The sequence below is a fragment of the Aquimarina spinulae genome (genome assembly GCF_943373825.1).
Classification (GTDB): domain Bacteria; phylum Bacteroidota; class Bacteroidia; order Flavobacteriales; family Flavobacteriaceae; genus Aquimarina; species Aquimarina spinulae.
Genome location: NZ_CALSBP010000001.1, coordinates 44,288 through 70,823, shown reverse-complemented (window position 1 = coordinate 70,823; position 26,536 = coordinate 44,288). Strand labels below are relative to the sequence as shown.

Below are 26,536 nucleotides of genomic sequence, written 5' to 3'. Positions count from 1 at the left end.
ATTTAACTTTTATATACCAATTAAATAAAGATTCACTAACACTAAATCTATTTCCCCAAATACAGACTTAGTGGATGTTTCGTTTTTAATTTTAGTATGCCAAAGATAAACAAAGCATAAATTAATACGCTTTTTTTTATCACTATTTAAAATTAATAAGGTATTGTATACCTTTGCGTAAATTAAAGATAGTAAAATCTTTATTTATAACACGAAAATTTTTTAAATTTTGAACACCCAGGACACTATAATTTCATATGCCAAAAAAACTGTTGCCGAGGAAGCTCGTGCAATTGCCCACTTAGAAGAGCTCATTGATAAAGAATTTTCTGATGCTGTAGAAACGATACATAACTCAAAAGGTAGAGTTATTATTACCGGTATAGGCAAAAGTGCTATTGTTGCCACCAAAATTGTTGCTACAATGAATTCTACAGGTACTCCTGCAGTTTTTATGCATGCTGCCGACGCCATTCATGGTGATTTAGGAAATATTCTCGAAGATGATATCGTTATTTGTATTTCTAAAAGTGGTAATACTCCAGAAATAAAAGTTCTGGTTCCTTTGATTAAAAATTTTAAAAACCCTTTAATTGGCATTACAGCTAATAAAGAGTCTTTTTTAGGTCAGGAAGCTGATTATGTATTGCATGCCTATGTAGAAAAAGAAGCATGCCCTAATAATCTAGCCCCTACAACAAGTACCACTGCGCAACTGGTTATAGGAGATGCACTTGCAGTATGCTTATTGCACCTGCAAGGGTTTTCTAGTAGGGATTTTGCCAAATATCATCCAGGAGGTGCATTGGGAAAAAAACTATACCTTCGAGTAAGCGATATCACATCTCGAAACGAAAAACCTGAAGTATCTCCAGAGTCTAATATAAATAATGTAATTGTTGAAATGACAGAAAAAAGATTAGGAGCTACCGCAGTTACAGAAAACGGGACTATTCTTGGTATTATAACTGATGGAGACTTGCGTAGAATGTTAACAAAAGGCACTACTTCTTTTGAGGGCTTGATCGCTAAAGATATTATGTCTCCTAACCCCAAACGTATTGATAATGATGCAATGGCAGTAGATGCTTTAGAGAAATTAGAGGAAAACTCAATAACTCAATTACTAGCAGAAAAGGATGGTAAATATGTCGGGTTACTACACATTCATGATTTAATGAGAGAAGGTATTTTATAATGGCTGACAACACTACTCAAAAAGACCCTCAGTCTATGTCTTTTCTAGATCATCTAGAAGAGCTACGCTGGCATTTAATTCGGGCTACGGTTGCAGTACTCATTGCCGGAATTATAGCTTTTATATCAAAAGAACTCATCTTCGATGTTATAATTTTTGGTCCAAAAAAACCAGATTTCCCCACCTATAACGGTCTCTGTAATCTATCTAAACTTCTAGGTTTAGATGAAAGTTTATGCTTTAAAGAATTACCTTTTAGCGTGCAGAGTAGAAAAGTAGCGGGTCAATTTTCTGTTCATATCTGGACCTCAATAACAGCAGGTTTTATTATAGCATTTCCTTATGTACTATATGAATTCTGGAAATTCATTTCTCCCGCATTGTATGATAAAGAGAAAAAGAATTCTAAAGGATTTATTATTATCTGTTCCTGTTTATTTTTCCTGGGAGTACTTTTTGGATACTACGTGATTACACCATTATCCATTAATTTCTTAGGAGGATATCAAGTGAGTAAAGAGGTGCTTAACGAATTTGATATTGATAGCTATATAGCACTGGTAAGAGCTTCAGTAATAGCTTGTGGTCTAATATTCGAACTTCCTGTTATTATGTTTTTCCTTACCAAAGTAGGGTTAGTTACTCCTGAGTTCTTAAGGAAATACAGAAAATTTGCTTTAGTAATTGTATTAATACTTTCTGCCGTAATTACACCACCTGATATTGCTAGTCAGGTTATTGTTGCTATTCCGGTTTTAATATTATACGAGGTAAGTATTTTTATATCTAAAGCTGTTATAAAAAAAGAAAAGAAAAAATTACAAAAACAATCTAAATGAGTGATATAGTTGACGAATTCAACAGCTACAGAGAGAAAATGAATTCTCGTATTCTGGAGGACAATAATAAAATAATTAAGAGAATCTTTAACCTGGATACCAATGCCTATATGGAAGGTGCTCTAAATGTAAAAACAAAAGAATTATTAGGGTTAGTAGCTTCTGTAGTACTGCGCTGTGACGATTGTGTACGCTACCATCTTGAAACCTGTCATAAAGAAGGGTTAACCAAAGAAGAAGTGGTCGAATCCCTTAGTATTGCTACCCTGGTAGGAGGTACTATCGTTATCCCTCATTTACGTCGTGCTTATGAGTTTTGGGACGCACTTGAAGCAAAAGCTTCTTAAGTATATAGCAGTTAAAAAGAATAATGTAAATTTACGAGCTCATTTTAGCAACACCCCCGATATAAAGAAGTCATTCTGATATGAAGTTAAAAGCAGATAATCTTGTAAAATCATATAAAGGTAGAAAAGTAGTAAAAGGAATCTCTCTGGAGGTGAATCAGGGAGAAATTGTTGGGCTTCTGGGACCAAATGGTGCCGGTAAAACAACCTCCTTTTATATGATTGTTGGTTTGGTAAAGCCTAATGGAGGAAAAATTACACTAGACAATACCGATATTACCAAATATCCAATGTATAAACGTGCCCAAAATGGTATTGGTTATTTGGCTCAGGAAGCTTCTGTGTTCAGAAAATTAAGTATCGAAGATAATATCTTAAGTGTACTTCAGCTCACCAAACTTTCTAAAAAAGAGCAATTGCATAAAATGGAAGCACTTATCGAAGAGTTTGGCTTAGGGCATATCCGTAAAAACCGTGGTGATCTCCTAAGTGGTGGTGAGCGCCGTCGTACAGAGATAGCAAGAGCACTGGCTACAGATCCCAATTTTATCCTTTTGGATGAACCCTTTGCAGGGGTAGATCCAGTAGCTGTAGAAGATATACAACGTATTGTTGCACAATTAAAAGATAAAAACATCGGTATTCTGATTACGGATCATAACGTACAGGAAACTCTTGCTATAACAGATAGAACCTATTTGATGTTTGAAGGAAGTATTCTAAAAGCTGGTATTCCCGAAGAATTGGCCGAAGATGAAATGGTACGTAAAGTTTATCTGGGACAAAATTTCGAACTTAGAAAAAAGAAATTGAATTTTTAATGATAATACGGAGTATTTGATTTTTGAGTCTTAATCATTAAAAAAAAATGATCACAAACTATTCTCCGATCAGCTTTTTTTCTTTGAAAAATAAAGACATTAAAATATAAAGCAATATCACACAAGGTATTGCTATAAATTTTAAGAATACAATTAAAATAATGGTAAGTATTATAAAAATATAACGAATCCTATTTTCTGCAAACCTCCAATTCTTAAATTTTAAAGCAAATAGAGGAATCTCAGCATTAAGTAAATAACAACTTAGTATAGTTAATCCTATCAAAAACCATTTATTAAGGATTATTTCTAAAATCCAGGGTTCTTGCTGAAACTTGAGTATTAATGGCAAACTAACAATTAATAATGTATTTGCTGGTGTGGGTAAACCAATAAATGAAGTAGTTTGGCGGGTATCTATATTAAATTTAGCTAATCGATATGCAGAAGCCAAGGTTATCAATAAACCCAGTAAGGATACATAAGACATATCAAAACTCGCTAAAATCTGTTCAGAATTCCAAGAATCAGGAGTTACATAAAATGGTTTTCCAAAAACTTGAGATAACAATTGATACATCACAATACCAGGTGCAACCCCACTGGTAACCATATCTGCCAAAGAATCAAGTTGTAATCCCAATTCACTCTTAACATCTAATATTCTGGCTGCAAAACCATCAAAAAAGTCAAATCCTATACCTAGCATTACAAACAATGCAGTAAATTCTAATTGCTCCAAAACAGCAAAAATAACAGCAATACATCCGCAAAAAAGGTTGAGAAGCGTTATGAAGTTTGGGATTTGTCTTTTAATAAGCATGAAGTCGATTTTGTGTAAAAATAGTAAACTATTTTCTCTAATGAACACTTAAAAATATGCTTTTTACCTCTCAAGAGTAATTCCCCGAGGCTCTACCCCGGGGAATTCTATAGTAAATTGGAAATTTGGAATCATTTACCTACAGTACATGACATACATTACCATAAATTATACACGAATCTGGTTCATCGATTGGTGGACAAATTGCATGATGGTAACAATTAACTGGTCTTCCTCCACTAATTTGCTTTTGTTGAGTTTTGGTTAAAACTGTACCCAAGTTCAAAATGTGATTTTTCATAATATAAGTTTTAAGATTATTTTTTACGACAAACATTTTAAGACACTCATCGTTTGTGTCTATTATCAAGTATATCCTATTTTGACATAGAACTTTACATATAGAATTGTACTATTCTATTTTTGGAGATCGCATTCACCGGATATAAGATTTTCTGTATTAATTATTTTTTGTTCTACTTTATCTAAACTTTTCTTAAGTTTAAATTTGATTTTTCACACTCCCAGCAATTAAAGTGGACCTGGATTAAGTCCGCAATTCCCATCAATACATGCATACGCATCTTCTGGTCCAAAAAAATTAGCCCATTCCCAACATTGAAATGCATTTTGACACCTGCCTCCATTAATTTGTTTTTGTTGCGTTTTGGTTAAAACTTTACCCAAGTTTAAAATGTGATTTTTCATGATATAGGTTTTAAGATTATTTTTTACGACAACCATTTTAAGACACTCATCGTTTGTGTCTATCCTTTATAAAAGAATATTATTGCTAATACAAATAACATAAAAGCCATAAAAAGCATTTTATACTTTCATATTTTGAATGAAACAATCAATTGTTTTCTTCCAAATCCGTAATAAAAAAGAGTAAACCCACTATTAATAACACTATATATCAAAATGGATTCTAGTCCTCAGTTTATCCAAAGTTAGGTTGAGGGGTTAGGGTAATAAAACACAACTAATATAATATATCTTATTGAAAAAAAGTAATTTATATTTACGTATAACTTTTTATCAGGTACTTAGAAAAACTTTAGTACGTTTTTAAAAAAGCTGAGTCCCTTTTTCGTAAAAAGCAACTCAGCCAAGTTATCAATATCCTACAGTAATATAAACTTTAAAACAATGATTGTTTACTTGCAGACATATATGTAGAATTAATTTCACATTCTACCTCCCTCCAGGATCATGCATACATACATCTGTACATATTGGTCCCATAAAAAGATAACAAGGGTCTCCTAGAGTACATAAATACGGGGCAATACCTCCATTAATTGATTTTTGTTCTGCTTTACTTAAAGTTTTCCCTAAGTTTAAAATTGATTTTTTCATGACATAAGTTTTAAATATTATTTTTTACGACAACTGTTTTAAGACACTTACAATTTGTATCTATTCTTTACCAAAAGAATATTTTTATAATACAAAAGCTTTAAAAAACACTTTATATTTTCATATATAGAATGAAATAATAGTGACCTCAATTATTTTCTTCCAAACCCGAAATAAAAAAGAGTAAATCCACTATTAATAACATTATATCAAGATGGATTCTAGCCTTTAGTTTATCCTGAGCTAGATCGAAGAACTAGGGTAACAAAAAGCAACAAAAACTACATATTTTATTGGAAATCAATAATTTATATTAATCTATAACTTTTTTTATCATGTACTTAAAGAAATTTTATTAAGTTCTTAAAAAATGACTGAGCTTTTTGAACATTACCACCTTCAAAAACGGTAGTATTTCATCATCAAATAAAAATATTTTAAGATCCAGGGATTAGTTAATCATCCGTCTCAGCTGTGCAATATCCATTACCATCTACATCATAATAACAACGGTGTCCATCAGTACACATTGAACATTCATGAGGGCCATATATACTTTCTATATCATTCGGACCTCCTCCATTAATTGTTCTTTGCGCTTCTTTACTTAAAGCTCTTCCTATGTTTAAAATTGATTTTTTCATAATTTAAATATTCAATATTTACAATTGTGATGAACATTTTAAGACACTCACCATGTGTGTCTATTCCTCGCGAGAGAATGTTTTTATATTCAAAGCTCATTTTAGAGCTTTGTTTATTTATGATACTACTTACATTTCTTTTTTAGGAGTCATCGACTGATGTGTTTTTTTCATCAAGATCTTTGATAAAGAAAATCAAACCTGATAGGTCATCCTCTTTTTAGATATGATTGCCCATTTACTGATATTTATGGAATAAAATTGAAAGTATTTCTTCACACAACAGATATATTATTGTTCTAATTGAAGCCTTTACTTTTCTTTTTCCTGACAGTGATTCCAATACATAAAACAAGTATTAATAACCGAATCAAATATAGTATAAAGGCTAGTAGAAATACAAGGATATTAGCTATACACCATTAAAAACGAGGTATGAATTTATAAATTTTGACCGCTATAAATTTCACAAAGACTAAGCTATCAAAACATAAAAAAACTAGAAAATAAATTAAAAAAAGTAACTCTAAATCCTTCAAAATAAAATATAGTTTTAAGTAACGAACTTCGTAAATATCACATTGCAAAGAATTATATCAAATTGCCAGTTTGAACACTTAAAAGACTACCCGTTGCTAAACGTTACAAAAAAGAAACATTCAATTATATTAATTGTAACTAAATAAGTTTAATTTCGTTATCAATAAGGAAGCTTTTTTATGAGAAACATCATATTGTGTACTATTTCAGGCCTTTTACTCGCCATTAGCTGGCCGACCTATGGCTTTCCTTTATTTCTATTCTTTGGGTTTGTTCCTCTTTTGATTGCAGAATATAACATTCGTAAAAATAAATACAGTAAAAGCCAGGTTTTTGCCTTTGCTTTTCTCGCCTTTTTTATTTGGAATATAATTACCACCTGGTGGATCTATAATTCTACTGCGTTTGGTATGTGGTTTGCAGAAATTGTAAATAGTCTGGTAATGACTTTGGTGTTTTTGATTTATCATATTGTTGCCAAAAGAACCACATTTACGATCAGTAGTATATTTCTGGTTTGCTTTTGGATGACTTTTGAATATACGCACTTACAATGGGAGTTTTCCTGGCCCTGGCTTAATCTGGGTAATGGATTCGCAAGCTTTACCTCTTGGGTACAATGGTACGAATACACAGGAACTTTTGGTGGTACGCTTTGGATCTGGATCATTAACATTAGTATTTTTAAAAGCATACTGCTTTTTAAAGAACATAAGGATAAAGCTATTCTATACAGGTCTGCAATTAGTAATGGATTGATTATTCTAATCCCTATTATAATATCATTTATTATTCTAAAAACGTATAAAGAAGAAGGTAACGATATCGAAGTCGTTATTCTACAGCCAAACATAAATCCCTATACAGAAAAGTATAACACCACAGATACCCGAATAGGTAAATTATTAGACTCACTAACTAATACCGTTGCTACTTCAAAAACAGATTTTATTGTTGCTCCAGAAACTGTTTTTGCAGACAATAACAGACTTACTAATTTCTCTATCTCTATTGCTAAAAAAACTGCACAACTAATACTTAATCAATACCCTAATGCAAATGTATTATCAGGAATATCATTAATAGATGTATTTAATGACCCTGGTAAAATTCGCAAACAAACGAACACTTATAAAGAAGGCATTTATTATGATGACTATAATTCTGCATTTTTTGTTCGTCCCGACGGAACTGATGAGTTATATCACAAAAGTAAATTAGTTGTTGGTGTAGAAAATTTTCCATACCAAAGTGTTTTAAAACCTATTTTGGGTGATGCTATGATTGATCTTGGCGGAACGGTCGCCAAGAAAACTACGCAAGAAGATAGAGAAGTATTCTTCTCTAAAGATAGTATTGGAGTAGGAACTTTAATCTGTTATGAGAGTATATATGGAGAATTTGCTACAGGGTATATTAGAAATAACGCAAGCTTTCTGGCAATTATTACTAATGATGCCTGGTGGGGCAATACTCAAGGACATAGACAACACTTATCTTATGCCAGACTAAGAGCTATTGAAACCAGAAGAAGCATTGCACGAAGTGCCAATACCGGAATTTCTGCTATTATTAACCAAACAGGAAATATCGTAGCAAAATTAGACTATGAAAAACAAGGAGCATTAAAAGGAACCCTTGTTACAAATGATAAAATCACATTTTATGCGAAAGCAGGAAATTATCTGGCTAGAGTTGCTATATTTTTATCGATTTTTATATTTCTTTTTTCTGTAACCCGACGAAAAAGAAAAATGTCTTTATCCTCTTAATAAGTAGAACCTAGTTATTTACTCTATACGTTCGTTGTCTATTGGTAATCACAGAGCAACTTATTCTCAATCTAGTTACTCCAGATATTTGTAGAGGTATATCACCTGGCATACCGCCATATTCTACAATATAACCCTGTGATGCATACGCTCCTCCTCCTCCGGCAATAGGTAAGTCATTCCATGAATTAGGAATCCCGATACCTGGTGCTGTAATATGTGCATAGTCTTCTCCTCCACAACAATTGTTAGGTTCTCCTGTGTTCCAAAATGCAAATTCACCAGGAACAACAGATCCAGTTTGATTTCCTGTCCAAAAAAGAGTTCCTGCTTCTGGTCCGGTAACCCATGTCCATTGCCCTTCTGTTGCCTCGTCATTTGCTCCTATCCATCCATTACCTGTTATCTGTGATCCTGCAAAAGCAGCTTCAGCAGCACTAGTCAATGTCGCTAAATACCCTTGTAAGCCAAAATATGTTCTTGTAGCGGCATCATCTCTAGCATCATCCCAGCGAATCCCTGCATCTGATACAAATTCATAAAAATGTCCAGTCTCAGGCAGGAAAAGCGCATTCCCTATCACTACAGAAAATTCTTTTAATTCGGGTGGGCTAGATGCGCTTGCTGAGTATACTACAGCTAAAATTGCCGCTTCAAACTCGGCAAATGTTGCTGGGCCAGTAAGAAATAATCTCCCTTCTGTTGCATTCCAAGAACTAGTTATACTAGGATGACTACCAGTTAATGTTAACAAATCTTGCCCATTTACATATCCTGATGATATTTGTATTGAAATCTCGTCTGCAGTTGTATCGTCGGGATCGGTAATTGCAACTGTTTGCACTACTGGTTTAGAATTAGTAGGGTTAGGACAAAAATGCTGATCACCACTAACTACAATAGTAGGAGGTTGATTAACAGTTACCGCAGTTAAGATCTGTACATTATCGATAAAAACCCTATCATTATTACCACTCCAATTGTTTCCGACATTATCAAAACGAATTGTTGTATTAGCAGAAATATACGCCGAAATATCTACGCTATAAAAACCAGATTGCGTACCTCCAAATGTTGCTAAAGTAGTAAAATTAGTCCCATCACTTGAAGCTCTAATAGCAAGCTCTTCTCCTGCTTCCAAGCTAGATGTTTCCCAATTAAAAGAAAGTGTAGCACTAGTTGCTCCCGATAAATCTGCTCGCCTGTCTATAGTTTCAGTCCATATCCATCTAAATCTAAGTCGACTACCGTTAATACTAATAAAACCTTGAGTTGGGTCATTATTAACATCAAAAGGCTCAATTTCATTCCAGTTTGCTGCCCAATTTAGCGTCCCATCATTGTTTGCATAAGATACAGATCCAAATTCGTCTCTATATGTTCCTTGAGCAAAGGATAACAAAGTAAAAAACAAGGTAAATAAATAAAGTAGTGTCTTTCTCATTTATTAGTAGGTAAAAAAAGTAATATATTAATTGTTTAAAATACTAATAGCTTAGTACTAAGTATATAAAAATTCGTATCATAAGTGCAACATTCAAAATAGCAACATAACACTTTTTCTCCCAAACTTTTATACCTGATATTTAAGAATTAAGTATAATCAAACATATATCTCGCCCGTACATTGCCCTAGTAAAAAATGATTGTAGTGTGTAAATAATCCCTGAAAGATATAAAATATTCCTGTAATTCATATTTAAGTTACTGTAGTCAACCCTAAATAGCTGTATCTCACAAAAAAATTACTCCTATAGGTTTAATGAATTTATTTTGACTTACAAAGACACATAAATTCTTTTATTTTAATAAATAACAAGGCGATTAAAATTAACCGCTATAAAACATTAATACTGTAATAAATCTTCTATTTATTGTTTCACAATACAGAAACTTCAAAACTTTGCTTCTTTGTAACCTATAAACCTTGTACCTTTGCAGCTTTATAAAAAATTGTGAATTACGTATCAGTAGAAAATATCGCTAAAGGATTCGGAGAGCGTATCCTTTTTAAAAACATTTCTTTCGGAATTAACGAAGGGCAAAAAATCGGTTTTGTCGCCAAAAACGGAACTGGAAAAACTTCTCTCCTTGATATTGTTGCCGGTGACGAAGAACCCGATGAAGGCCAAGTTGTATATCGCAAAAATCTTAAAGTAGCTTTTTTGCCTCAGGAACCTAATTTGGATCCTTCCCTTACCATCGAACAAACTATTTTTGCCTCAGACAATGATATTCTTCAAGTAATTAACACTTATGAAAAAGCGTTGTTAAACCCCGACGATGTAGAAAGCTATCAGCTAGCATTTGAAAAAATGGATGCAATGAATGCCTGGGACTTTGAAACACAGTATAAACAAATACTTTTTAAGCTTAAACTAGAGGACCTTAATAAAAAGGTAAGTGAATTATCTGGTGGACAAAAGAAACGATTAGCCCTTGCCAATATATTATTAAGCAAACCTAATCTATTATATCTTGATGAGCCTACTAACCATTTGGATTTAGAAATGATAGAATGGTTAGAAGAATATTTTGCCAAAGAGAATTTTACGCTATTCATGGTAACTCATGATCGTTATTTTTTAGAAAATGTATGTAATGAGATTATAGAATTAGAAAATGGTCAACTCTATAGTTACAAAGGTAATTATGCCTATTATTTGGCCAATAAAGAGGCTAGAATTGTAAATGAGCAAATTACAACAGATAAAGCCAAGCAACTTTACAAAAAAGAATTAGACTGGATGCGCCGCCAACCGAAAGCGCGTACGACCAAATCCAAATCTAGAATTGATGATTTCTATGAAATCAAAGAACGTGCTCACAAACGTCGTAATGATCATGAAGTTCAGCTCGAGATTAATATGGAACGCATGGGGAGTAAGATTCTCGAACTTCATAAAATATCTAAACGTTTCGACAAACTTATCTTGTTAGACCAATTCGAATATGTTTTCAAAAAAGGAGAACGTATTGGTATCATTGGTAAAAACGGAACCGGTAAATCCACTTTTCTAAATATGATTACAGGTGCTATACCTCCTGATCATGGAAAAATTGTGATTGGCGATACGATAAAATTTGGATACTATACACAAAGTGGGATTACTATTAAAGAAGGCCAAAAAGTTATCGATGTAATTCGAGAATTTGGAGATTATATTCCTTTAAAAAAAGGAAGACAAATTTCTGCACAACAATTGCTTGAACGCTTTTTATTTGACCGCAAAAAACAATATGATTTTGTAGAAAAATTAAGTGGTGGTGAACGCAAAAGATTATACCTATGTACCGTTTTAATTCAAAATCCTAATTTTTTGATTCTCGATGAACCAACCAATGATTTAGATATTGTAACTCTTAATGTGCTTGAAAATTTCTTATTAGATTTTCCGGGATGTTTGATTGTAGTATCTCATGATCGTTATTTTATGGATAAGATCGTAGATCATTTATTTGTGTTTAGAGGTAATGGCGTTATTCAGGATTTTCCCGGTAATTATACCGATTATCGTATTTATGAAGACAGTAAAGAAGTCGAGGTAAAAACATCTGATACTACTATAGATACAAAAGTCAAAAACACCTGGAAAAAGGACAATAAAGTTGCTCTTTCTTATAATGAGCAAAAAGAATTTAGTAAAATTGAACGAGAGCTTAAAAAATTAGAGCTGCAAAAAAAAGAAATCGAAAACCTTTTTGCCGAAGGTAATCTGGACGAAGAAAGAATAAATACCGAGTCTAAAAAACTTCAGAAAATCATCCAGGAAATTGAAGAAAATGAAATGCGATGGTTTGAGCTTTCTGAAAAAATGGAAGAATGATATGATTAAACAAATAGTGTTAGGTTTTTGATTTAGACCAAAAAATGTATTTCAAAATAAAAGCATATCTCAGATTTCTTTCTAAATCTACCAATCAACATGGAGTACATTCTCCTTTTGTATACAATCTAGTGACCCGATGTTTTTATAATACCGAAAAACGAAAAGCATATATAACCATAAAATCAATATATAAAAAAGCATACAAAAAAATTCCCGTTAGATATCGTACTGCTAAACTTCTTAATCGTATACTTCCCTATTTTGATATTAAAACTGGTCTTGTTTTAACAGATTCGAAGGTTATATCAGAGATTTTATCAATAGATAATTTGATTGAGATTGATCATAATATCCAATCGAAAAATGATTATGATATGATTTATCTCGACATGAATCAATCACAATCTTTCTCGAATATAGAATTACTATTGTCTATGGTTCATAATGACAGTATTATCATCCTCAATTCTATATATGAATCTGAAGACAATATTATTTTATGGAAAACAATACAAGAACACCCCAAAACTACTGTAACTATTGACACTTTTTATCTAGGTTTTGTATGTATTAGAAACGAACAAGCCAAAGAACATTTTACCATAAGAGCATAAAAAAGCCTAAAGATTAAATTAGTCCTTAGGCTTTTACTTCTAAACATAAACTAAATCACATGAGCTTACCCACTCATATAAAATTTAAAAAAGTAATTATTGTATCATAAACATCATCATATATTACCTAAACATTCTTGAAAATACTGTTCTTCGTTTATGATATTGTAATTCTTTTGGATCATAAGGCTTGGTCTCTTCAGACAAGCAAACCTCTTCAATAAACTCATGATAGGTCATCCCTTTCTCTTCAAGAAATCCAACGAGATATTTTTCTGTTGTTTCGACTCCGCTAGCCTGTTCTATTGCTAGTAGTTTTTTATACAGTTTATCTATTTTTTCAATTGCTTCTCTAGGCGGAGCTTTTCTTCGTGCAAAAAAAGAAATAATTTGTCCTTCATCATCAAGTTTTACATCAAAATCTGTAATCACCCAGTAATATCTACCGTCTTTTGCCAGATTCTTAACCAAAGCATGTATATTTTTCTTTGCCAGCAAGTGTTCCCATAACCACTTAAAAATAATTTTGGGCATATCTGGATGACGAATCACATTATGAGGTTGACCTATTAATTCTTGCTCTTCATATCCGCAAATTTCCATGAAATAATCATTCGCATATTCTATTATTCCTTTAGGATCAGTCTTACTCATAATTGTTTCTTTAGGATCTAAGACAATCTCTACATTAATAGGTTCGGGGCGTTTTAGTGCTTTCATATTTGTTTTGTTAGTTAACATTCCAGAGCAAAACTAATCGTAACATGAAATGCAAAAAATGACAAAAATCATAGTATTATTAGGAGGGTTTAAGGGATTTATTTTTTAACTTACTTTTAACCCATCTGCCTTTCCCAGAGTAGCACAAAGAATCAACAAAAGAACATTTTGCAATTAGAGTGTAACAACTTTTTGTCTGCTGCGTCATATAGTCTAAAATTGTATCTTAACCATCTGTAAAGATTACTATATGGGAAATGTTATTGAAATTAGAGGAATTATCAGAAATTTTCAATTAGGTCAGGAAACAGTATATGTACTTAAAGGTATTGATCTTGATATTGCTCGTGGAGAATACCTGGCAATAATGGGTCCTTCTGGTTCTGGTAAATCTACTCTAATGAATCTACTGGGATGTCTTGACACACCAACTGGTGGGACGTATAACCTAAACGGAAATGATGTTAGTAAAATGACCGATAATGAATTAGCTGATATTCGAAATCGCGAAATTGGTTTTGTTTTTCAGACTTTTAATTTATTGCCCAGAACTACTGCATTAGATAACGTTGCCTTACCTATGGTCTATGCCGGTGCTTCTAAAAAAGACAGAACCGTTAGAGCAGAAGAAGTACTTACCGATGTTGGTTTATCTGATCGTATGGATCACAAACCTAATCAACTTTCGGGAGGGCAGCGACAACGTGTAGCAGTTGGTCGTGCCTTGGTAAATAAACCTTCAATAATATTGGCCGATGAGCCTACAGGAAATCTGGATTCTAAAACCTCATTAGAAATTATGCAGCTTTTTGATGAAATTCATGCTGCAGGAAATACGGTTATTCTGGTTACACACGAAGAAGAAGTTGCTGCACATGCACATCGTGTTATACGCCTTCGTGATGGGATGGTCGAAAGCGATGTAAGAAACAAATAGTTTTGATTTTATGGTTTACCATTACTGGTTAATTTGTATTTTGGGGATTCATTTTTAACCGAAATTCATGCAACCATTACATATCCTACTCCTTATTGCGGCTTATTTTGGAATTCTTCTTCTCATCTCTTATTTCACAGGTAAAAACTCAGGAAATGATGCTTTTTTTAAAGCGAATCGACAATCCCCATGGTATATTGTAGCTTTTGGGATGATTGGCGCTTCATTAAGCGGTGTAACCTTTATCTCTGTACCAGGGTGGATTGAAGCTTCACAGTTTAGCTATATGCAAGTAGTATTAGGGTATATCTTGGGATATGCTGTTATTGGTACTGTACTACTTCCTCTTTATTATAAACTTAATTTAACTTCAATTTACACCTATCTGGATGAACGTTTTGGTAATTACTCATACAAAACCGGTGCTTCATTTTTTTTACTATCACGAGTAGTTGGAGCGAGTTTTAGATTGTTTTTGGTGGCAAATGTTTTACAATCTATTCTTTTTGATGCTTTGGGAGTTCCTTTTTGGGTTACCGTTATCATAACCATATTATTAATCTGGCTATATACTTTTAAATCAGGAATTAAAACTATTGTATGGACCGATACACTACAAACACTGTTCATGCTAATTGCAGTAGGTGTAGCGATATATTATGTATCAGATGATTTAGGGATTCAGGGATCAAACTTATTGGGTTATGTATTAGAAAGTGATCTTTCGAGGATGTTCTTTTTTGATGATTTTAAAAGTGCGAACTATTTTTGGAAACAATTTTTATCAGGTGCGTTTATTGCAATTGTCATGACGGGGCTAGATCAGGATATGATGCAAAAAAATCTCACCTGCCGAAGCCTAAAAGATGCGCAAAAAAATATGTTTTGGTTTACTATTGTGTTAACTATTGTAAACTTTATTTTTTTAGGTCTTGGGTTACTACTTACTCAATATGCATCACAAAATGGGATTGATGCTCATAAAGATCAGCTTTTTCCTGTAATTGCTACACAAAGCGGATTAGGTTTTGGTATCGCTATCTTTTTTGTACTTGGTCTTATTGCTGCAGCATATAGTAGTGCCGATAGTGCGTTGACCTCATTAACCACTTCATTTAGTATCGATATACTCGACATAGAAAAAAAATACAGTCCAGCAGATCAGGTCAAGACCCGAAAAAAGATCCATATTCTATTTTCTTTCATACTAGTATTGGTTATTATCGCTTTTAAGTACTTAATAAAAGACGAAAGTGTAATTGCAAAACTATTTGTATTTGCAGGGTATACATATGGCCCTTTATTAGGTTTATATGCATTTGGGCTATTTACAAAACTAAAAGTAAAAGATAACTTAGTGCCAATTGTTGCAATCTTATCCCCAATTTTATCTTATATCATTAGCGAGAATAGTGATTTATGGTTTGGTTTTAAATTTGGTTTCTTTATCTTAATTCTTAATGGGTTTTTAACCTTTTTAGGATTAATACTGATTCGTAGAAAGTAATACTAGTGTGCAAGCTATCTCTACTTCAATATTTGCTATTTTAAGTTTTTGATAAAAATCTGGGTTTTCTGTTCCGGGATTAAAAATTACTCTTCTGGGATTTAGCTGTATGATATCATCATAATAAGGCTGTTGCCTAAGAGGATTTAAATATAGAGTAATTGTATCTATATTATCTACATCATTTATATCAGTTTCAATTTTTATACCAGCAACTTCTCCCTTTTTTAATCCAACAGCAGCGACCTCATGACCATGAGTTACCAGTTTATGAATAGCAAAGTTTGAATATCTATCTGCTTTTAAGGACGCTCCCAGTACTAATGTTTTTTTATCCATAAACTGTATTTGAAGTTAAAGCAGGAAAAATAGGTTTATTAGGACACGAAATAAAAGCTAAAACGTTAAAAATAACCTGAAAACTGTTAAAAATAAAAGATGAATGTAACACAAATCAAAGCACTTCGTCTTACATATAAAAGATATGAATTTTCATAAATTTAGTTAGTTAGTTACTTTATAATAATCAAATATTATTCATAGTTGATGGTTAGTGTTACTATTTGGTTATTATAGAAAACCGCCTCTAATATTAGAGGCGGTTTTTAATTATTTAATATTTTGTTAAAGTCAAAATAAGGTGTAACAGAATAGATCTACCGTCGTCTTACACATATAACACAATTAATCACAGTGTCAATTTTAGAAATAATCACGTATTTGTATTAGGCAATACAAAGTACAATGCATAACAATTATCAATCAAATAAACGTTCAGATGAAAACAATCAATCAAAAAGTAATTTTATTATTTTTCTCATTTTGGTGTCTATTCCTAACAGCACAACCAAGTAATGAAGCTGTAGTAGGTACTATACAAGGAAAAGTAATAGACAAAAACCTACAGCAACCCATACCCTATGCTACCGTAGCAATTCATGATGGAGCAGATAAAATTATAAGTGGAGGTATTAGTACCGATAGTGGAGACTTCTCAATTTCTGATATACCAAAAGGAAATTATACGTTAAAAGTACAATTTATAGGATACAAAACGTATTCTCAACCTATTGAGATTTCTAAAAAAAATAAGGATATCAATGTTGGTACCATATCATTAGAAGAAGAAGCCGAATCTCTAGACGATGTAACTATAGTTGCCGAACGAACAACAATAGAACAAAAAATTGACCGTAAAGTTATCAATGTAGGAAAAGACCTTACCACAACCGGGGGTACTGCTTCAGAAATCATGAATAATATTCCATCGGTTAATGTAGACCAGGACGGTAACATCGCATTACGCGGAAATCAAAATGTACGTATCCTGATAGATGGTAAACCTACTAATATTGATGCTGCACAATTATTAAAACAAATCCCTTCTACTTCTATTAAGAAAATAGAATTGATTACTAATCCTTCTGCCAAGTATAATCCCGAAGGAATGAGTGGTATCATTAATATCGTACTACATAAGAATAGTAATATAGGTTTTAATGGTAATATTAATCTAGGGCTTAACTTTGAAAAAAATGCTCGTTTTAATAGTTCTATAGATCTAAATTACAGAACAGGAAAAGTTAACTTTTATGGTAATTATGGTAATAACATCACTAAACGACAAAATGCAGGAGGTGTGTTTAGACAAGATCAAAATTACCAAACAGATTTTAAATTCTTAGATAATAACAAGTCCCACCTATTTAAAATAGGCTTAGATTATTTTATTGATGATCATAATACTGTCTCGATATATACCAATCAAAATTTGTTTGACGGACTTACAGACGGAACTACAGATATCACCTTTTTTAATAACGACCAGAATGATTTATCACAAAAACTATTAAGTGATAGTGATAACCAAGGTTCTACATATAACTTCGATTACAAACATGATTTTAAAAAAGAAGGACACAATATAGAGCTAGAAGTTGATTATAATGTTTTTGAAAGTGATAGTGATGATCGTTTTAACTTTGTTGGAGGAGATGGATCGTTCACAAATTATAATGACCTTATTAATAATGAGCGAACAAACACCACAATAAACCTCGATTATGTAAACCCATTATCAGAAAAGACCAAATTAGAATTAGGATATGAAACTCGTTTAAGAAGAACGGATAATGACTATCGTTCTACACTTTTCGCGAATTCAAAATATAATTATGACCGAAACATACATTCTTTTTATGGTACATATGGTCAAAATTTTGAAAAATGGTCATATCAGTTAGGAGCACGTCTCGAAAGCTATGAAGTTGAAGCTGTTTTTGATGGAGAAAAAATATTTGAAGATGATATTTTTACCGTATACCCTTCTGGTTTTATCAGCTATACTCCGGGAGAGAAAAACAGTTACCAATTAAGTTATAGCCGACGAATTGATCGACCTGGGTTAAATCAGGTAAATCCTATACGTGAATGGAGTACACCAAGAATAGTTTCTATCGGAAACCCAGAATTGAATCCACAGTTTACGAACTCTATAGAAGCGAACTACACCCGAAAATTAGGAAAAGGATCGATAACGGGAGGAGTATTTTACAGAATCATTAATGATGAAATAAGTCAGGCTCTTATAGAAAACCCAGATGTTGAAGAAGGTCAGATATTAACATTCAAAAATTTTGATAATAATTCTTCTTATGGTGTCGAAGTATCTAGTAACTATAGAGCTACAAAATGGTGGAGTTTTAATGCTAGTTTTGACCTGTATTCACAGACACAAAAAGGAGTGGTAGATAATATCAATAGAGAAGTAGATGCAGTAGTATATAATTTTAGACTTAACAATAGTTTTAAAGCGACAAAAAACTTGACTTTTCAGGTATTTGGATTTTACAGAGGAGAGCAGGAAGGTATATTATTTAAAACCAAACCATTTTATTTTGTAAATACAGGAGCTCGTTATAATTTCTTAAAAGGTAAAGGTACAGCCAGTATTAACTTTAACGATATTTTTAACACAATGCGTTTCAGGTTTTCTGCAAACAACCCATATCCACAAAATGGACAGTTTCAAGGTGAAACACAAACTGTTTTCCTAGGACTATCTTATCGATTCGGTAGTGGAAAAAACAGAAAAGTTTCAAGAAAACGAAGAGATAATAATGAAAAATCTGGCGGAGGAATACTATAATCAGGTTTTTCTCAAAAAAAATGTTAATATTATAACTAATAACTCAGATATTTGTTAAATTTAATACAGTTTTCTTAAAAACCTTATTAAAGTTAAATAAATGCAAAAAAATAACAAATTCTGTAACACTTTACATTTTACAACGTTTAATATAGTATAGTCATGGTTATGATTTATTTGAATTAGCCTTTAAAAAATTAATAACCGAGTTATTAGATAAAAAAACGCGAAGCTTAATTGCTTCGCGTTTTTCATTTTTTCACTTTACTGGGTTACCATCTAATAATAGCACTACCCCAGGTAAACCCGCTTCCAAAGGCCGCTAAGACTACTAAATCTCCTTCTTTAATTTTACCTTGCTCCCAAGCTTCTGTCAATGCAATAGGAATAGATGCAGCCGTGGTATTACCATATTTCTGAATATTATTATAAACTTGATCATCAGATAATTTAAATTGTCGTTGTACAAATTGAGAAATTCTCAGGTTTGCCTGATGTGGTATTAACATACTAATATCTGTGGCAGATAAATTATTGGCCTGTAATCCTTCATTAATTACTTCAGAAAAACGTACTACTGCATTTTTGAATACAAATTGACCATTCATATATGGATAGTAAGGAATATTTTCTTGAGGATTCTCTGAAATAATTTCTGGCACCCAATGTTCTGTACTAGGACCTTCTAGAGATAGTTCTTTGGCATGGGCCCCTTCACTATGCAAATGTGTAGACAAAATCCCTCTACCCTCTTCTTCACTTCTTGTTAATACCGCTGCTCCTGCTCCATCACCAAAAATTACCGAAACCCCTCTTCCTCGAGTTGTCATATCCAAACCACCGCTATGGTTTTCACTTCCTATGACCAATACATTTTTATACATACCGGTTTTGATAAATTGATCTGCTACCGATATCGCATATACAAATCCACTACATTGATTACGAACATCCAATGCCGGGATAGTTCTCATGTTCATCATTTCCTGAACTCTAACTCCTCCTCCAGGAAAATACATATCAGGACTAAGAGTTGCAAAAATGATAAGTTCTATATCATCTGTAGTAAGTTTAGCTCTTTCTAAAGCTATTTTTGCCGCTTTGACTCCCATAATAGAAGTACTATTACCATCTCCCTTTTTGATATGACGTCTTTCTTTTATACCGGTACGTTCCTGAATCCATTCATCATTTGTATCCATCACCTTAGATAGATCATTATTGGTTACGACATTTTCAGGGACATAAGACCCTAAACCAGATATTTTTGAAGTATACATGTTGTTAGTTTATTGTGTATTGTGAGTTGTGAGTTATTTTTTGCTTAACTAAAAGTTATCACACAATATATGTATTCTTAACATTTTGATAAAAGAAACCCTGCTTATATTATATGCGCGCATAACAAATAAATCATAAATAACTGTATTACAAACCTCTGTAAAAAAAAAGAGACTACTAATTAAAATTAGTAGTCCCCATCCCCCAATCTTCCTAAAACTAGAGTTTTAGAAATTTCTTTATCACTACCTTATTATCATCACGCACCTTAATGGTATACATTCCTGATGGAAAAGAAGTAAATGAAATTGTATTTTTAATCGACAAATTTTTATTCCCTATAATTAAATGTCCATTTAGGTCAAAAACTTCGCAGCTGGCATTAGGCATTTCGGTTTTGCAATCAATATAAATCTCGCCTTTTAAAGGGTTTGGATAAACCGAAAAAGAACTATCCCTAGAACCATTTATTTCAGTAATAATATCCTGCATCGACTTTATTTCTTTTCTATTGACAAAATCAAAAAGATTTCTATTCAACTATTATATAGACAAATATATAGATATTCATCTCCTCAAAACATACGTAGCCCCACGTAATTAAGCTACAGTAGTGAACATATCCTGGTTAGAGTAGTAATTGTTTATTTTTCTGAGACCAGATCAACAAAGCATTTGGCTTTTGCTCAAGGGTAAGTTTTCGAATTATGTTTGCTCTGTGTTTTTCTACAGTTCTCACAGAAATACTCAAAAGATCTGCAATTTCTGTACTTGTCATCTCTTCTGCTATACGTTTTAGGATTTTAACTTCGGAAGGAGTTAGTTTTTCTATATCCGAATTACACTCTGAAACATTTGTGAAACGTTTGTATATTTTTTCACTAAAATAAGGTTCTCCTCTACTTACACTTGCTATACAAGCTTCAATCTCTGTTAAAGCAAATTCTTTTAATAAATATCCATGAATATTATATTTTACTGCATCTTCAAAAAACTTCTTTTCTTTATGAAGAGTTATTAAAATGATTTTGGTATCTATCTGATGTCGCTTACAATTTTTAGCGATATCTACACCTGTAAGATTAGGCATTTCGATATCCAAAATAGCAATATCTGGCTTGTCTTTTATGATTGCATTATATGCAGAAAGTCCATCAGAATGTGTATTTATGATGTTATATTTCCGTTCTTTTAAAAATTCCTCTAGCCCTCTTAATAATAGAGGGTGATCATCTGCAATAAGTATATTAGGTTTAAGCATGTTTCGGAATATTAAATATCAATGTAGTCCCACTATCAATTTCAGACAGTATATCGAAAGTAGCTTTCAAAAATTTTGAACGCTCATTTAATGTTTTAAGACCTATTTTAGAGATCGATATTTTTTCTTTAGAAACATCAAACCCCTTACCATTATCTTTAATAATTATTTCTACATTATTTTCCTTATTAATCACCTTAATTTCGGCAGATCTCGCTTTAGAATGTTTAATAATATTATTAAAACTTTCCTGTACCAATCTATAGATATTAACTTCTTTCTCCTGATCAAACACCTGGTCGATATTATCTATTTCTGCCGAAATAAAAATATCATAATTTTCGTCGATCATCTCTACACTACTTTGTAAAGTTACTGTAAGACCTAGTTCTTCTAATTTAAATGGATGTAAACTTCTTGAGATGGCTCTCACCTCATCTATTACACCATCTACCACAGTAGCTGTCTTGGTATCTTTGTTCTGTAGAATCCTGTTTTTAATGAGTAACAAACTTTGACCAACACTATCATGAAGATCTTTAGAGATACGCTTACCAACACGTTCCTGAGTTTGCAAAAGTTCTTGTAAAAATGATTGTTGTAGTTTTTTATTTCGAATCAGAAATATTCTATTTCTATACAAATAGATCAATAAAAACAAAAGAGTTAAACCTATGCCCCCAAATATTAACAGGTTTTTCTTTGCTTTATCTTTTGCTTCGAGCATCTGGATATTAGCTTTCTGAATTGCAATTTTACTATCTCTTTTTTCTGCCTCATATAATGTCTGATAATAGATAACACTATTAGATCGGGTTAAATTATAGATAGAATCTTTCAATAATTGATATCTATCTAAATGCATTAGAGCTTCTGGTAGTTTATTCAGGTTTTTATTTGCTTCATAGAGTTCTTTTTCCAAATGTACCTGTCCCCGAATATCATTCGAATTCTTAAAAATTTCAATCTCTTCTTCAAAAACAGGAATCGCCTCTTTATATTCTCCCTTTGCAACTTTATATCTACCTAATGCTTTTAAATAAAATATTCTATCATAAGGGCTATTTATTAAATCAGTAGAAAGTTCGAGGGTGTCTAAATACTTTTTAGCAATATCTGGCTTACCTTGTTTAGAGTAAAACTCTGAAACATATGCCCTTAACCTAAACATATTGGTATGGCGACCTTTCTCTTTTCTCATCAATGCAAGGGCAGTTAGATAAGCTTCTCCTTCTTTTTTATATTCTTTTTTCTTTACAAAATCACGAGCATCATTTACACTTAACTCAGATAAAGCTTGAAAATCCTTATTCTTTTGACTATTTAATAATGCTCTAATTTTCTGCCTTTCTTCAAAAGATTTCTCCAAAAGATAAAGTTGGCTAAAAATTCCAGATACTGCCAACCCACTATACGCTATATAAGCAGTATCTTTCATTTTGATATATAATCGATTAGCTGCCTGAAATTTTAAAATTGCTTTAGAAAGCTTACCTAATCGCTCATATGTTTGGCCATTAAAATAAATTGCATCAGCTTCAAAAATAGAATCTTTGGTCTGATGATATATTTTCTCTGCATTAGTATAATCTACAATTGCTTTTTCTAAGTTATCAATTTGATAATTCGCTCCCGCCCTTTTAATATAGAGATGTCCCAGGTTAATTTTATTTTTAATTTTGAGACTATCCTTAATACAATTATTTACAATAACCAATGCAGAATCTGGTTTACCAATTACCTGAAGATAATGAAATGTTAGTCGTGAAGTTTTAAAAGCTGCCAGATCAAAGCTATCCAGTTGCTTAGCCAAATCAATATATTGTAGTGTATATTTCGGATAGTTTTGTTTATAAAATTCAAAATCCGAATTCCTTTTTTCATATAATACACTCGATAGCGAATCTAATAAATAAAGCTTTTCATTTGTATTTGTTGCATTTTCTACTTGGTCTATTAGTTTTAAAACAGTCTCTCTCTGCTGCGAAAAAACATAAAAATGAAATGCAGCAACAAAAATAAATATGTATATTTTGCTTCTTAACATTCTAGGGGGTTCTAATTGTGAAGATACACATAAATGTATTTTCAAATTGCATGACAGGTCTCAATTTTTTTGTATCTAAACCTCTTTCTTATTAAGGAATCTAAAAAATTAATAGATAGTCATATTTAATCTCTTTCTAAACACCATATTAAAACCTGTAAATCAACAGTATACAAAACAACTCACAGTTTCTATTACATTACACCAAAATGATCTCAATTTTTTGATGCACCTCATTAGAATCATAAGAAAAGACTTACATTACATTAATCAAATACTGCTATAAAACAGTATTAACTCGATTAATTGTTTTTACTGTATTTATCACATCGGGAAACATCATACCCGATGTAAGCAGATTTTAATCTACTATACATCATTATTTACGGCTTTGTATATAAAATGGCTACCTCTAAAACGAGAAAGATGCGCCAACCACAGCGCATCTTTCTATCAACCTAACCAATAAATAAACAAACCAAGCCAGTCGGGTGACCGACTATAGTACTCTTCAAAATCTCTACTTTTAGATCAAGCAACAGATTATGTTTTCAAAAAAATATATGATTGATATATTTTTAAGTATTTTATTTTTTAATCTTTTTCAAAACCAAACATCCTGATGGCGATAGTAAAAACCATCGCCGAATCAGAATTTATACAGTTTACAACTCTAGGGTATTTATTCTCATAGCAAAGTTTCTCCCTCCTAAATTAGCTATGCATATTAAACCAATATTCATAGCATTTATATATTGAATTGTAAACAAATTATATACTTCAAAAAAACCCATTTACATCCTTAGTCCATTGTGTCAACAAATCATTACAACAGATATGAAAAAAACTTACTTCAGTGCCAGTTTGGCAGATACATACTATTGGTATTTTTTTTGAATACACCACACCATAAGATGACAATTAAACTAAAAACAATATAAAAATGGCAACAGGAAGTATTAATGTATCTGTAGAAAACATTTTTCCATTAATTAAAAAATTCTTGTATTCTGATCACGAGATTTTTTTACGAGAACTCATTTCGAATGCAACAGATGCAACTTTAAAGCTAAAACATTTAACAAGTATTGGTGATGTTAAAGTAGAATATGGGAATCCACTTATCGAGATTAAAGTAGATAAAGACAAAAAACAATTACATATTATCGACCAAGGAATTGGTATGACCGCAGAAGAGGTTGAGAAATATATTAACCAAATAGCTTTTTCTGGTGCCGAAGAATTTCTGGAAAAATATAAGGATAGTGCTAAAGATTCTGGAATAATAGGGCATTTTGGTCTTGGGTTCTATTCTGCTTTTATGGTGGCAGACAAAGTAGAAATCATTACAAAATCCTATAAAGATGAGCCCGCTGCACATTGGATTTGTGATGGGTCTCCAACCTATAGTATAGAGGAACATAATAAAACAGAAAGAGGAACAGAGATCATTCTGCATATTAGCGAAGATGATATCGAGTTTCTTGAAGATGGTAGAATAAATGAGTTATTGGTGAAATACAATAAATTCATGCCAGTATCTATAAAATTTGGTACTAAAACGGAAACATTACCAAAACCCGAGGATGCTAAAGAAGAAGATCCTGCACCAACTCAAGAAGTTGATAACATTATCAATAATCCTAATCCTGCGTGGACAAAACAGCCTGCCGATTTAAAAGATGAGGATTATAAAGGTTTCTATCGCGAATTGTACCCTATGCAGTTTGAAGAGCCTCTTTTTAATATCCATCTTAATGTAGATTATCCTTTTAACCTAACCGGGATCCTGTATTTCCCAAAACTGGGTCAGGATATGAACATACAAAAGGACAGGATACAACTATATCAAAATCAAGTATTTGTTACAGATAACGTAGAAGGTATTGTACCAGAATTCCTTACTATGCTTCGTGGTGTAATTGATTCTCCCGATATCCCTCTTAATGTATCTCGATCTTATTTACAAGCCGATGGTAATGTAAAGAAAATATCCAGTTATATCACTCGTAAAGTTGCTGATAAACTAAGCTCTATGTTTAAAAACAATAGAGAAGATTTTGAGCAAAAATGGAATGATATTAAAATTGTGATCGAATACGGAATGCTTTCTGAAGATAAATTCTTCGAAAAAGCTGACAAATTTGCATTATATCCAACAGTAGATGGTTCTTTCTTTACTTTTGAAGAATTACAAGAAAAAATTAAGGACGCTCAAACCGACAAAGATGGTAAGCTCGTTCTTCTTTATGCTTCTAATAAAGATGAACAACACTCATATATCTCTGCTGCCAAAGATAAAGGATACGAAGTACTCCTTTTAGACTCTCCTATTGTTTCTCATTTGATCCAAAAAATGGAGACCAGTAAAGAAAATATTTCTTTTGCACGTGTAGATGGTGACCACATTGACAATCTTATCAAAAAAGATGAAGAAACCATCTCTAAATTATCTGATGAAGAAAAAGAAGCACTTAAAGCTGATCTTGAAAAAGTAGTTCCAAAAGAAACATATACTGTACAATTAGAAGCTATGGATAGCAATGCTTCTCCATTCATGATTACCCAACCAGAGTTTATGCGTCGTATGAAAGAGATGCAACAAACTGGTGGAGGAGGAATGAATATGTTTGGTAATATGCCAGAAATGTACAATTTGATTATTAATACCAATCATGAACTAATTGGACAAATTGCTGCTACCAAAACAGATAAGAAAAAAGAACGCTTAATAAAACAATCTCTGGATTTGGCAAGACTCTCTCAAAACTTATTAAAAGGAGAAGAATTAACAGATTTTATTAAACGTAGTTACGATATGATAAAATAGTAGCTAGACTGCTAT

Annotated in this window: 23 protein-coding genes; 11 read left to right on the top strand and 12 right to left on the bottom strand. The window is 32.2% G+C overall.

Going from position 1 to position 26,536, the window contains the following annotated elements; all coding sequences use genetic code 11:
• Window positions 1-229: 229 nt before the first annotated feature.
• The 4 genes from NNH57_RS00320 (at window position 230) to lptB (ending at window position 3,205) form a co-directional block, all read left to right on the top strand.
• Window positions 230-1,198, top strand: a complete 969-nt coding sequence (locus NNH57_RS00320) for a KpsF/GutQ family sugar-phosphate isomerase (protein ID WP_074408166.1) — start codon at window positions 230-232, stop codon at window positions 1,196-1,198.
• A complete protein-coding gene (gene tatC / locus NNH57_RS00315; protein ID WP_074408167.1) occupies window positions 1,198-2,037 on the top strand; it encodes a twin-arginine translocase subunit TatC in 840 nt (279 codons plus the stop codon). Before NNH57_RS00320 ends, tatC begins: the two co-directional genes overlap by 1 nt.
• On the top strand, window positions 2,034-2,384 hold the full coding sequence (locus tag NNH57_RS00310) for a carboxymuconolactone decarboxylase family protein (RefSeq protein ID WP_025665997.1): 351 nt from the start codon (window positions 2,034-2,036) through the stop codon (window positions 2,382-2,384). Before tatC ends, NNH57_RS00310 begins: the two co-directional genes overlap by 4 nt.
• 80 nt (window positions 2,385-2,464) lie before the next feature.
• Window positions 2,465-3,205, top strand: coding sequence for an LPS export ABC transporter ATP-binding protein (lptB, locus tag NNH57_RS00305; RefSeq protein WP_074408168.1), 741 nt, complete (start codon window positions 2,465-2,467; stop codon window positions 3,203-3,205).
• A gap of 58 nt (window positions 3,206-3,263) precedes the next feature.
• Here lptB and NNH57_RS00300 read toward each other — a convergent pair whose 3' ends face one another.
• From NNH57_RS00300 to NNH57_RS00280, 5 genes are all read right to left on the bottom strand, one after another.
• Complete coding sequence (locus NNH57_RS00300) at window positions 3,264-4,028, bottom strand: CDP-alcohol phosphatidyltransferase family protein (RefSeq protein ID WP_074408169.1); 765 nt, start codon at window positions 4,026-4,028, stop codon at window positions 3,264-3,266.
• Window positions 4,029-4,167: 139 nt separating this feature from the next.
• Window positions 4,168-4,329, bottom strand: a complete 162-nt coding sequence (locus tag NNH57_RS00295; protein ID WP_159025746.1) for a hypothetical protein — start codon at window positions 4,327-4,329, stop codon at window positions 4,168-4,170.
• 230 nt (window positions 4,330-4,559) lie between these two features.
• Complete coding sequence (locus NNH57_RS00290; RefSeq protein ID WP_159099183.1) at window positions 4,560-4,736, bottom strand: hypothetical protein; 177 nt, start codon at window positions 4,734-4,736, stop codon at window positions 4,560-4,562.
• Between the two features lie 489 nt (window positions 4,737-5,225).
• Window positions 5,226-5,390, bottom strand: coding sequence for a hypothetical protein (locus NNH57_RS00285; RefSeq protein ID WP_159099182.1), 165 nt, complete (start codon window positions 5,388-5,390; stop codon window positions 5,226-5,228).
• A gap of 455 nt (window positions 5,391-5,845) precedes the next feature.
• Window positions 5,846-6,034, bottom strand: coding sequence for a hypothetical protein (locus tag NNH57_RS00280; RefSeq protein ID WP_074408171.1), 189 nt, complete (start codon window positions 6,032-6,034; stop codon window positions 5,846-5,848).
• A 719-nt stretch (window positions 6,035-6,753) separates the two neighbouring features.
• Here NNH57_RS00280 and lnt point away from each other — a divergent pair.
• Entirely contained in the window at window positions 6,754-8,346 is a 1,593-nt protein-coding gene (lnt, locus tag NNH57_RS00275) for an apolipoprotein N-acyltransferase (protein WP_108807586.1), read from the top strand.
• A gap of 10 nt (window positions 8,347-8,356) precedes the next feature.
• On the opposite strand, the gene NNH57_RS00270 is transcribed toward lnt, so the two are convergent.
• A complete protein-coding gene (locus NNH57_RS00270) occupies window positions 8,357-9,790 on the bottom strand; it encodes a C-type lectin domain-containing protein (RefSeq protein ID WP_074408173.1) in 1,434 nt (477 codons plus the stop codon).
• 511 nt (window positions 9,791-10,301) lie between these two features.
• Here NNH57_RS00270 and NNH57_RS00265 point away from each other — a divergent pair.
• Window positions 10,302-12,173: an ABC-F family ATP-binding cassette domain-containing protein gene (locus NNH57_RS00265; RefSeq protein ID WP_108807585.1), complete on the top strand. Its 1,872-nt coding sequence runs from the start codon at window positions 10,302-10,304 to the stop codon at window positions 12,171-12,173.
• Between the two features lie 44 nt (window positions 12,174-12,217).
• Window positions 12,218-12,790, top strand: coding sequence for a hypothetical protein (locus NNH57_RS00260; RefSeq protein ID WP_108807584.1), 573 nt, complete (start codon window positions 12,218-12,220; stop codon window positions 12,788-12,790).
• A gap of 123 nt (window positions 12,791-12,913) precedes the next feature.
• Here NNH57_RS00260 and NNH57_RS00255 read toward each other — a convergent pair whose 3' ends face one another.
• Entirely contained in the window at window positions 12,914-13,510 is a 597-nt protein-coding gene (locus NNH57_RS00255; protein ID WP_074408582.1) for a PAS domain-containing protein, read from the bottom strand.
• Window positions 13,511-13,760: 250 nt separating this feature from the next.
• On the opposite strand from NNH57_RS00255, the gene NNH57_RS00250 reads away from it, so the two are divergent.
• On the top strand, window positions 13,761-14,447 hold the full coding sequence (locus NNH57_RS00250) for an ABC transporter ATP-binding protein (protein ID WP_074408176.1): 687 nt from the start codon (window positions 13,761-13,763) through the stop codon (window positions 14,445-14,447).
• 67 nt (window positions 14,448-14,514) lie between these two features.
• Window positions 14,515-15,954, top strand: a complete 1,440-nt coding sequence (locus NNH57_RS00245; RefSeq protein ID WP_074408177.1) for a sodium:solute symporter — start codon at window positions 14,515-14,517, stop codon at window positions 15,952-15,954.
• Here NNH57_RS00245 and NNH57_RS00240 read toward each other — a convergent pair.
• On the bottom strand, window positions 15,931-16,293 hold the full coding sequence (locus NNH57_RS00240; RefSeq protein ID WP_074408178.1) for a CoA-binding protein: 363 nt from the start codon (window positions 16,291-16,293) through the stop codon (window positions 15,931-15,933). The genes NNH57_RS00245 and NNH57_RS00240 overlap by 24 nt on opposite strands.
• A gap of 439 nt (window positions 16,294-16,732) precedes the next feature.
• Between NNH57_RS00240 and NNH57_RS00235 the strand changes: the two genes are divergently transcribed.
• Window positions 16,733-19,102: a TonB-dependent receptor gene (locus tag NNH57_RS00235; protein ID WP_074408179.1), complete on the top strand. Its 2,370-nt coding sequence runs from the start codon at window positions 16,733-16,735 to the stop codon at window positions 19,100-19,102.
• A gap of 272 nt (window positions 19,103-19,374) precedes the next feature.
• On the opposite strand, the gene NNH57_RS00230 is transcribed toward NNH57_RS00235, so the two are convergent.
• The 4 genes from NNH57_RS00230 to NNH57_RS00215 form a co-directional block, all read right to left on the bottom strand.
• A complete protein-coding gene (locus NNH57_RS00230) occupies window positions 19,375-20,382 on the bottom strand; it encodes a 3-oxoacyl-ACP synthase III family protein (protein ID WP_108808459.1) in 1,008 nt (335 codons plus the stop codon).
• A gap of 220 nt (window positions 20,383-20,602) precedes the next feature.
• Window positions 20,603-20,923 (bottom strand): T9SS type A sorting domain-containing protein, encoded by a 321-nt coding sequence (locus NNH57_RS00225; protein ID WP_132066051.1) that lies wholly within the window; start codon window positions 20,921-20,923, stop codon window positions 20,603-20,605.
• Window positions 20,924-21,011: 88 nt separating this feature from the next.
• Window positions 21,012-21,644 carry a response regulator gene (locus NNH57_RS00220; RefSeq protein ID WP_074408182.1) on the bottom strand — a complete coding sequence of 211 codons (633 nt, stop codon included), beginning with the start codon at window positions 21,642-21,644 and terminating at the stop codon, window positions 21,012-21,014.
• Window positions 21,637-23,691 carry a tetratricopeptide repeat-containing sensor histidine kinase gene (locus NNH57_RS00215; protein ID WP_074408183.1) on the bottom strand — a complete coding sequence of 685 codons (2,055 nt, stop codon included), beginning with the start codon at window positions 23,689-23,691 and terminating at the stop codon, window positions 21,637-21,639. The genes NNH57_RS00220 and NNH57_RS00215 overlap by 8 nt, the downstream gene beginning before the upstream one ends.
• A gap of 943 nt (window positions 23,692-24,634) precedes the next feature.
• Here NNH57_RS00215 and htpG point away from each other — a divergent pair.
• Window positions 24,635-26,521 (top strand): molecular chaperone HtpG, encoded by a 1,887-nt coding sequence (gene htpG, locus NNH57_RS00210; protein WP_074408184.1) that lies wholly within the window; start codon window positions 24,635-24,637, stop codon window positions 26,519-26,521.
• Window positions 26,522-26,536 lie beyond the last annotated feature (15 nt).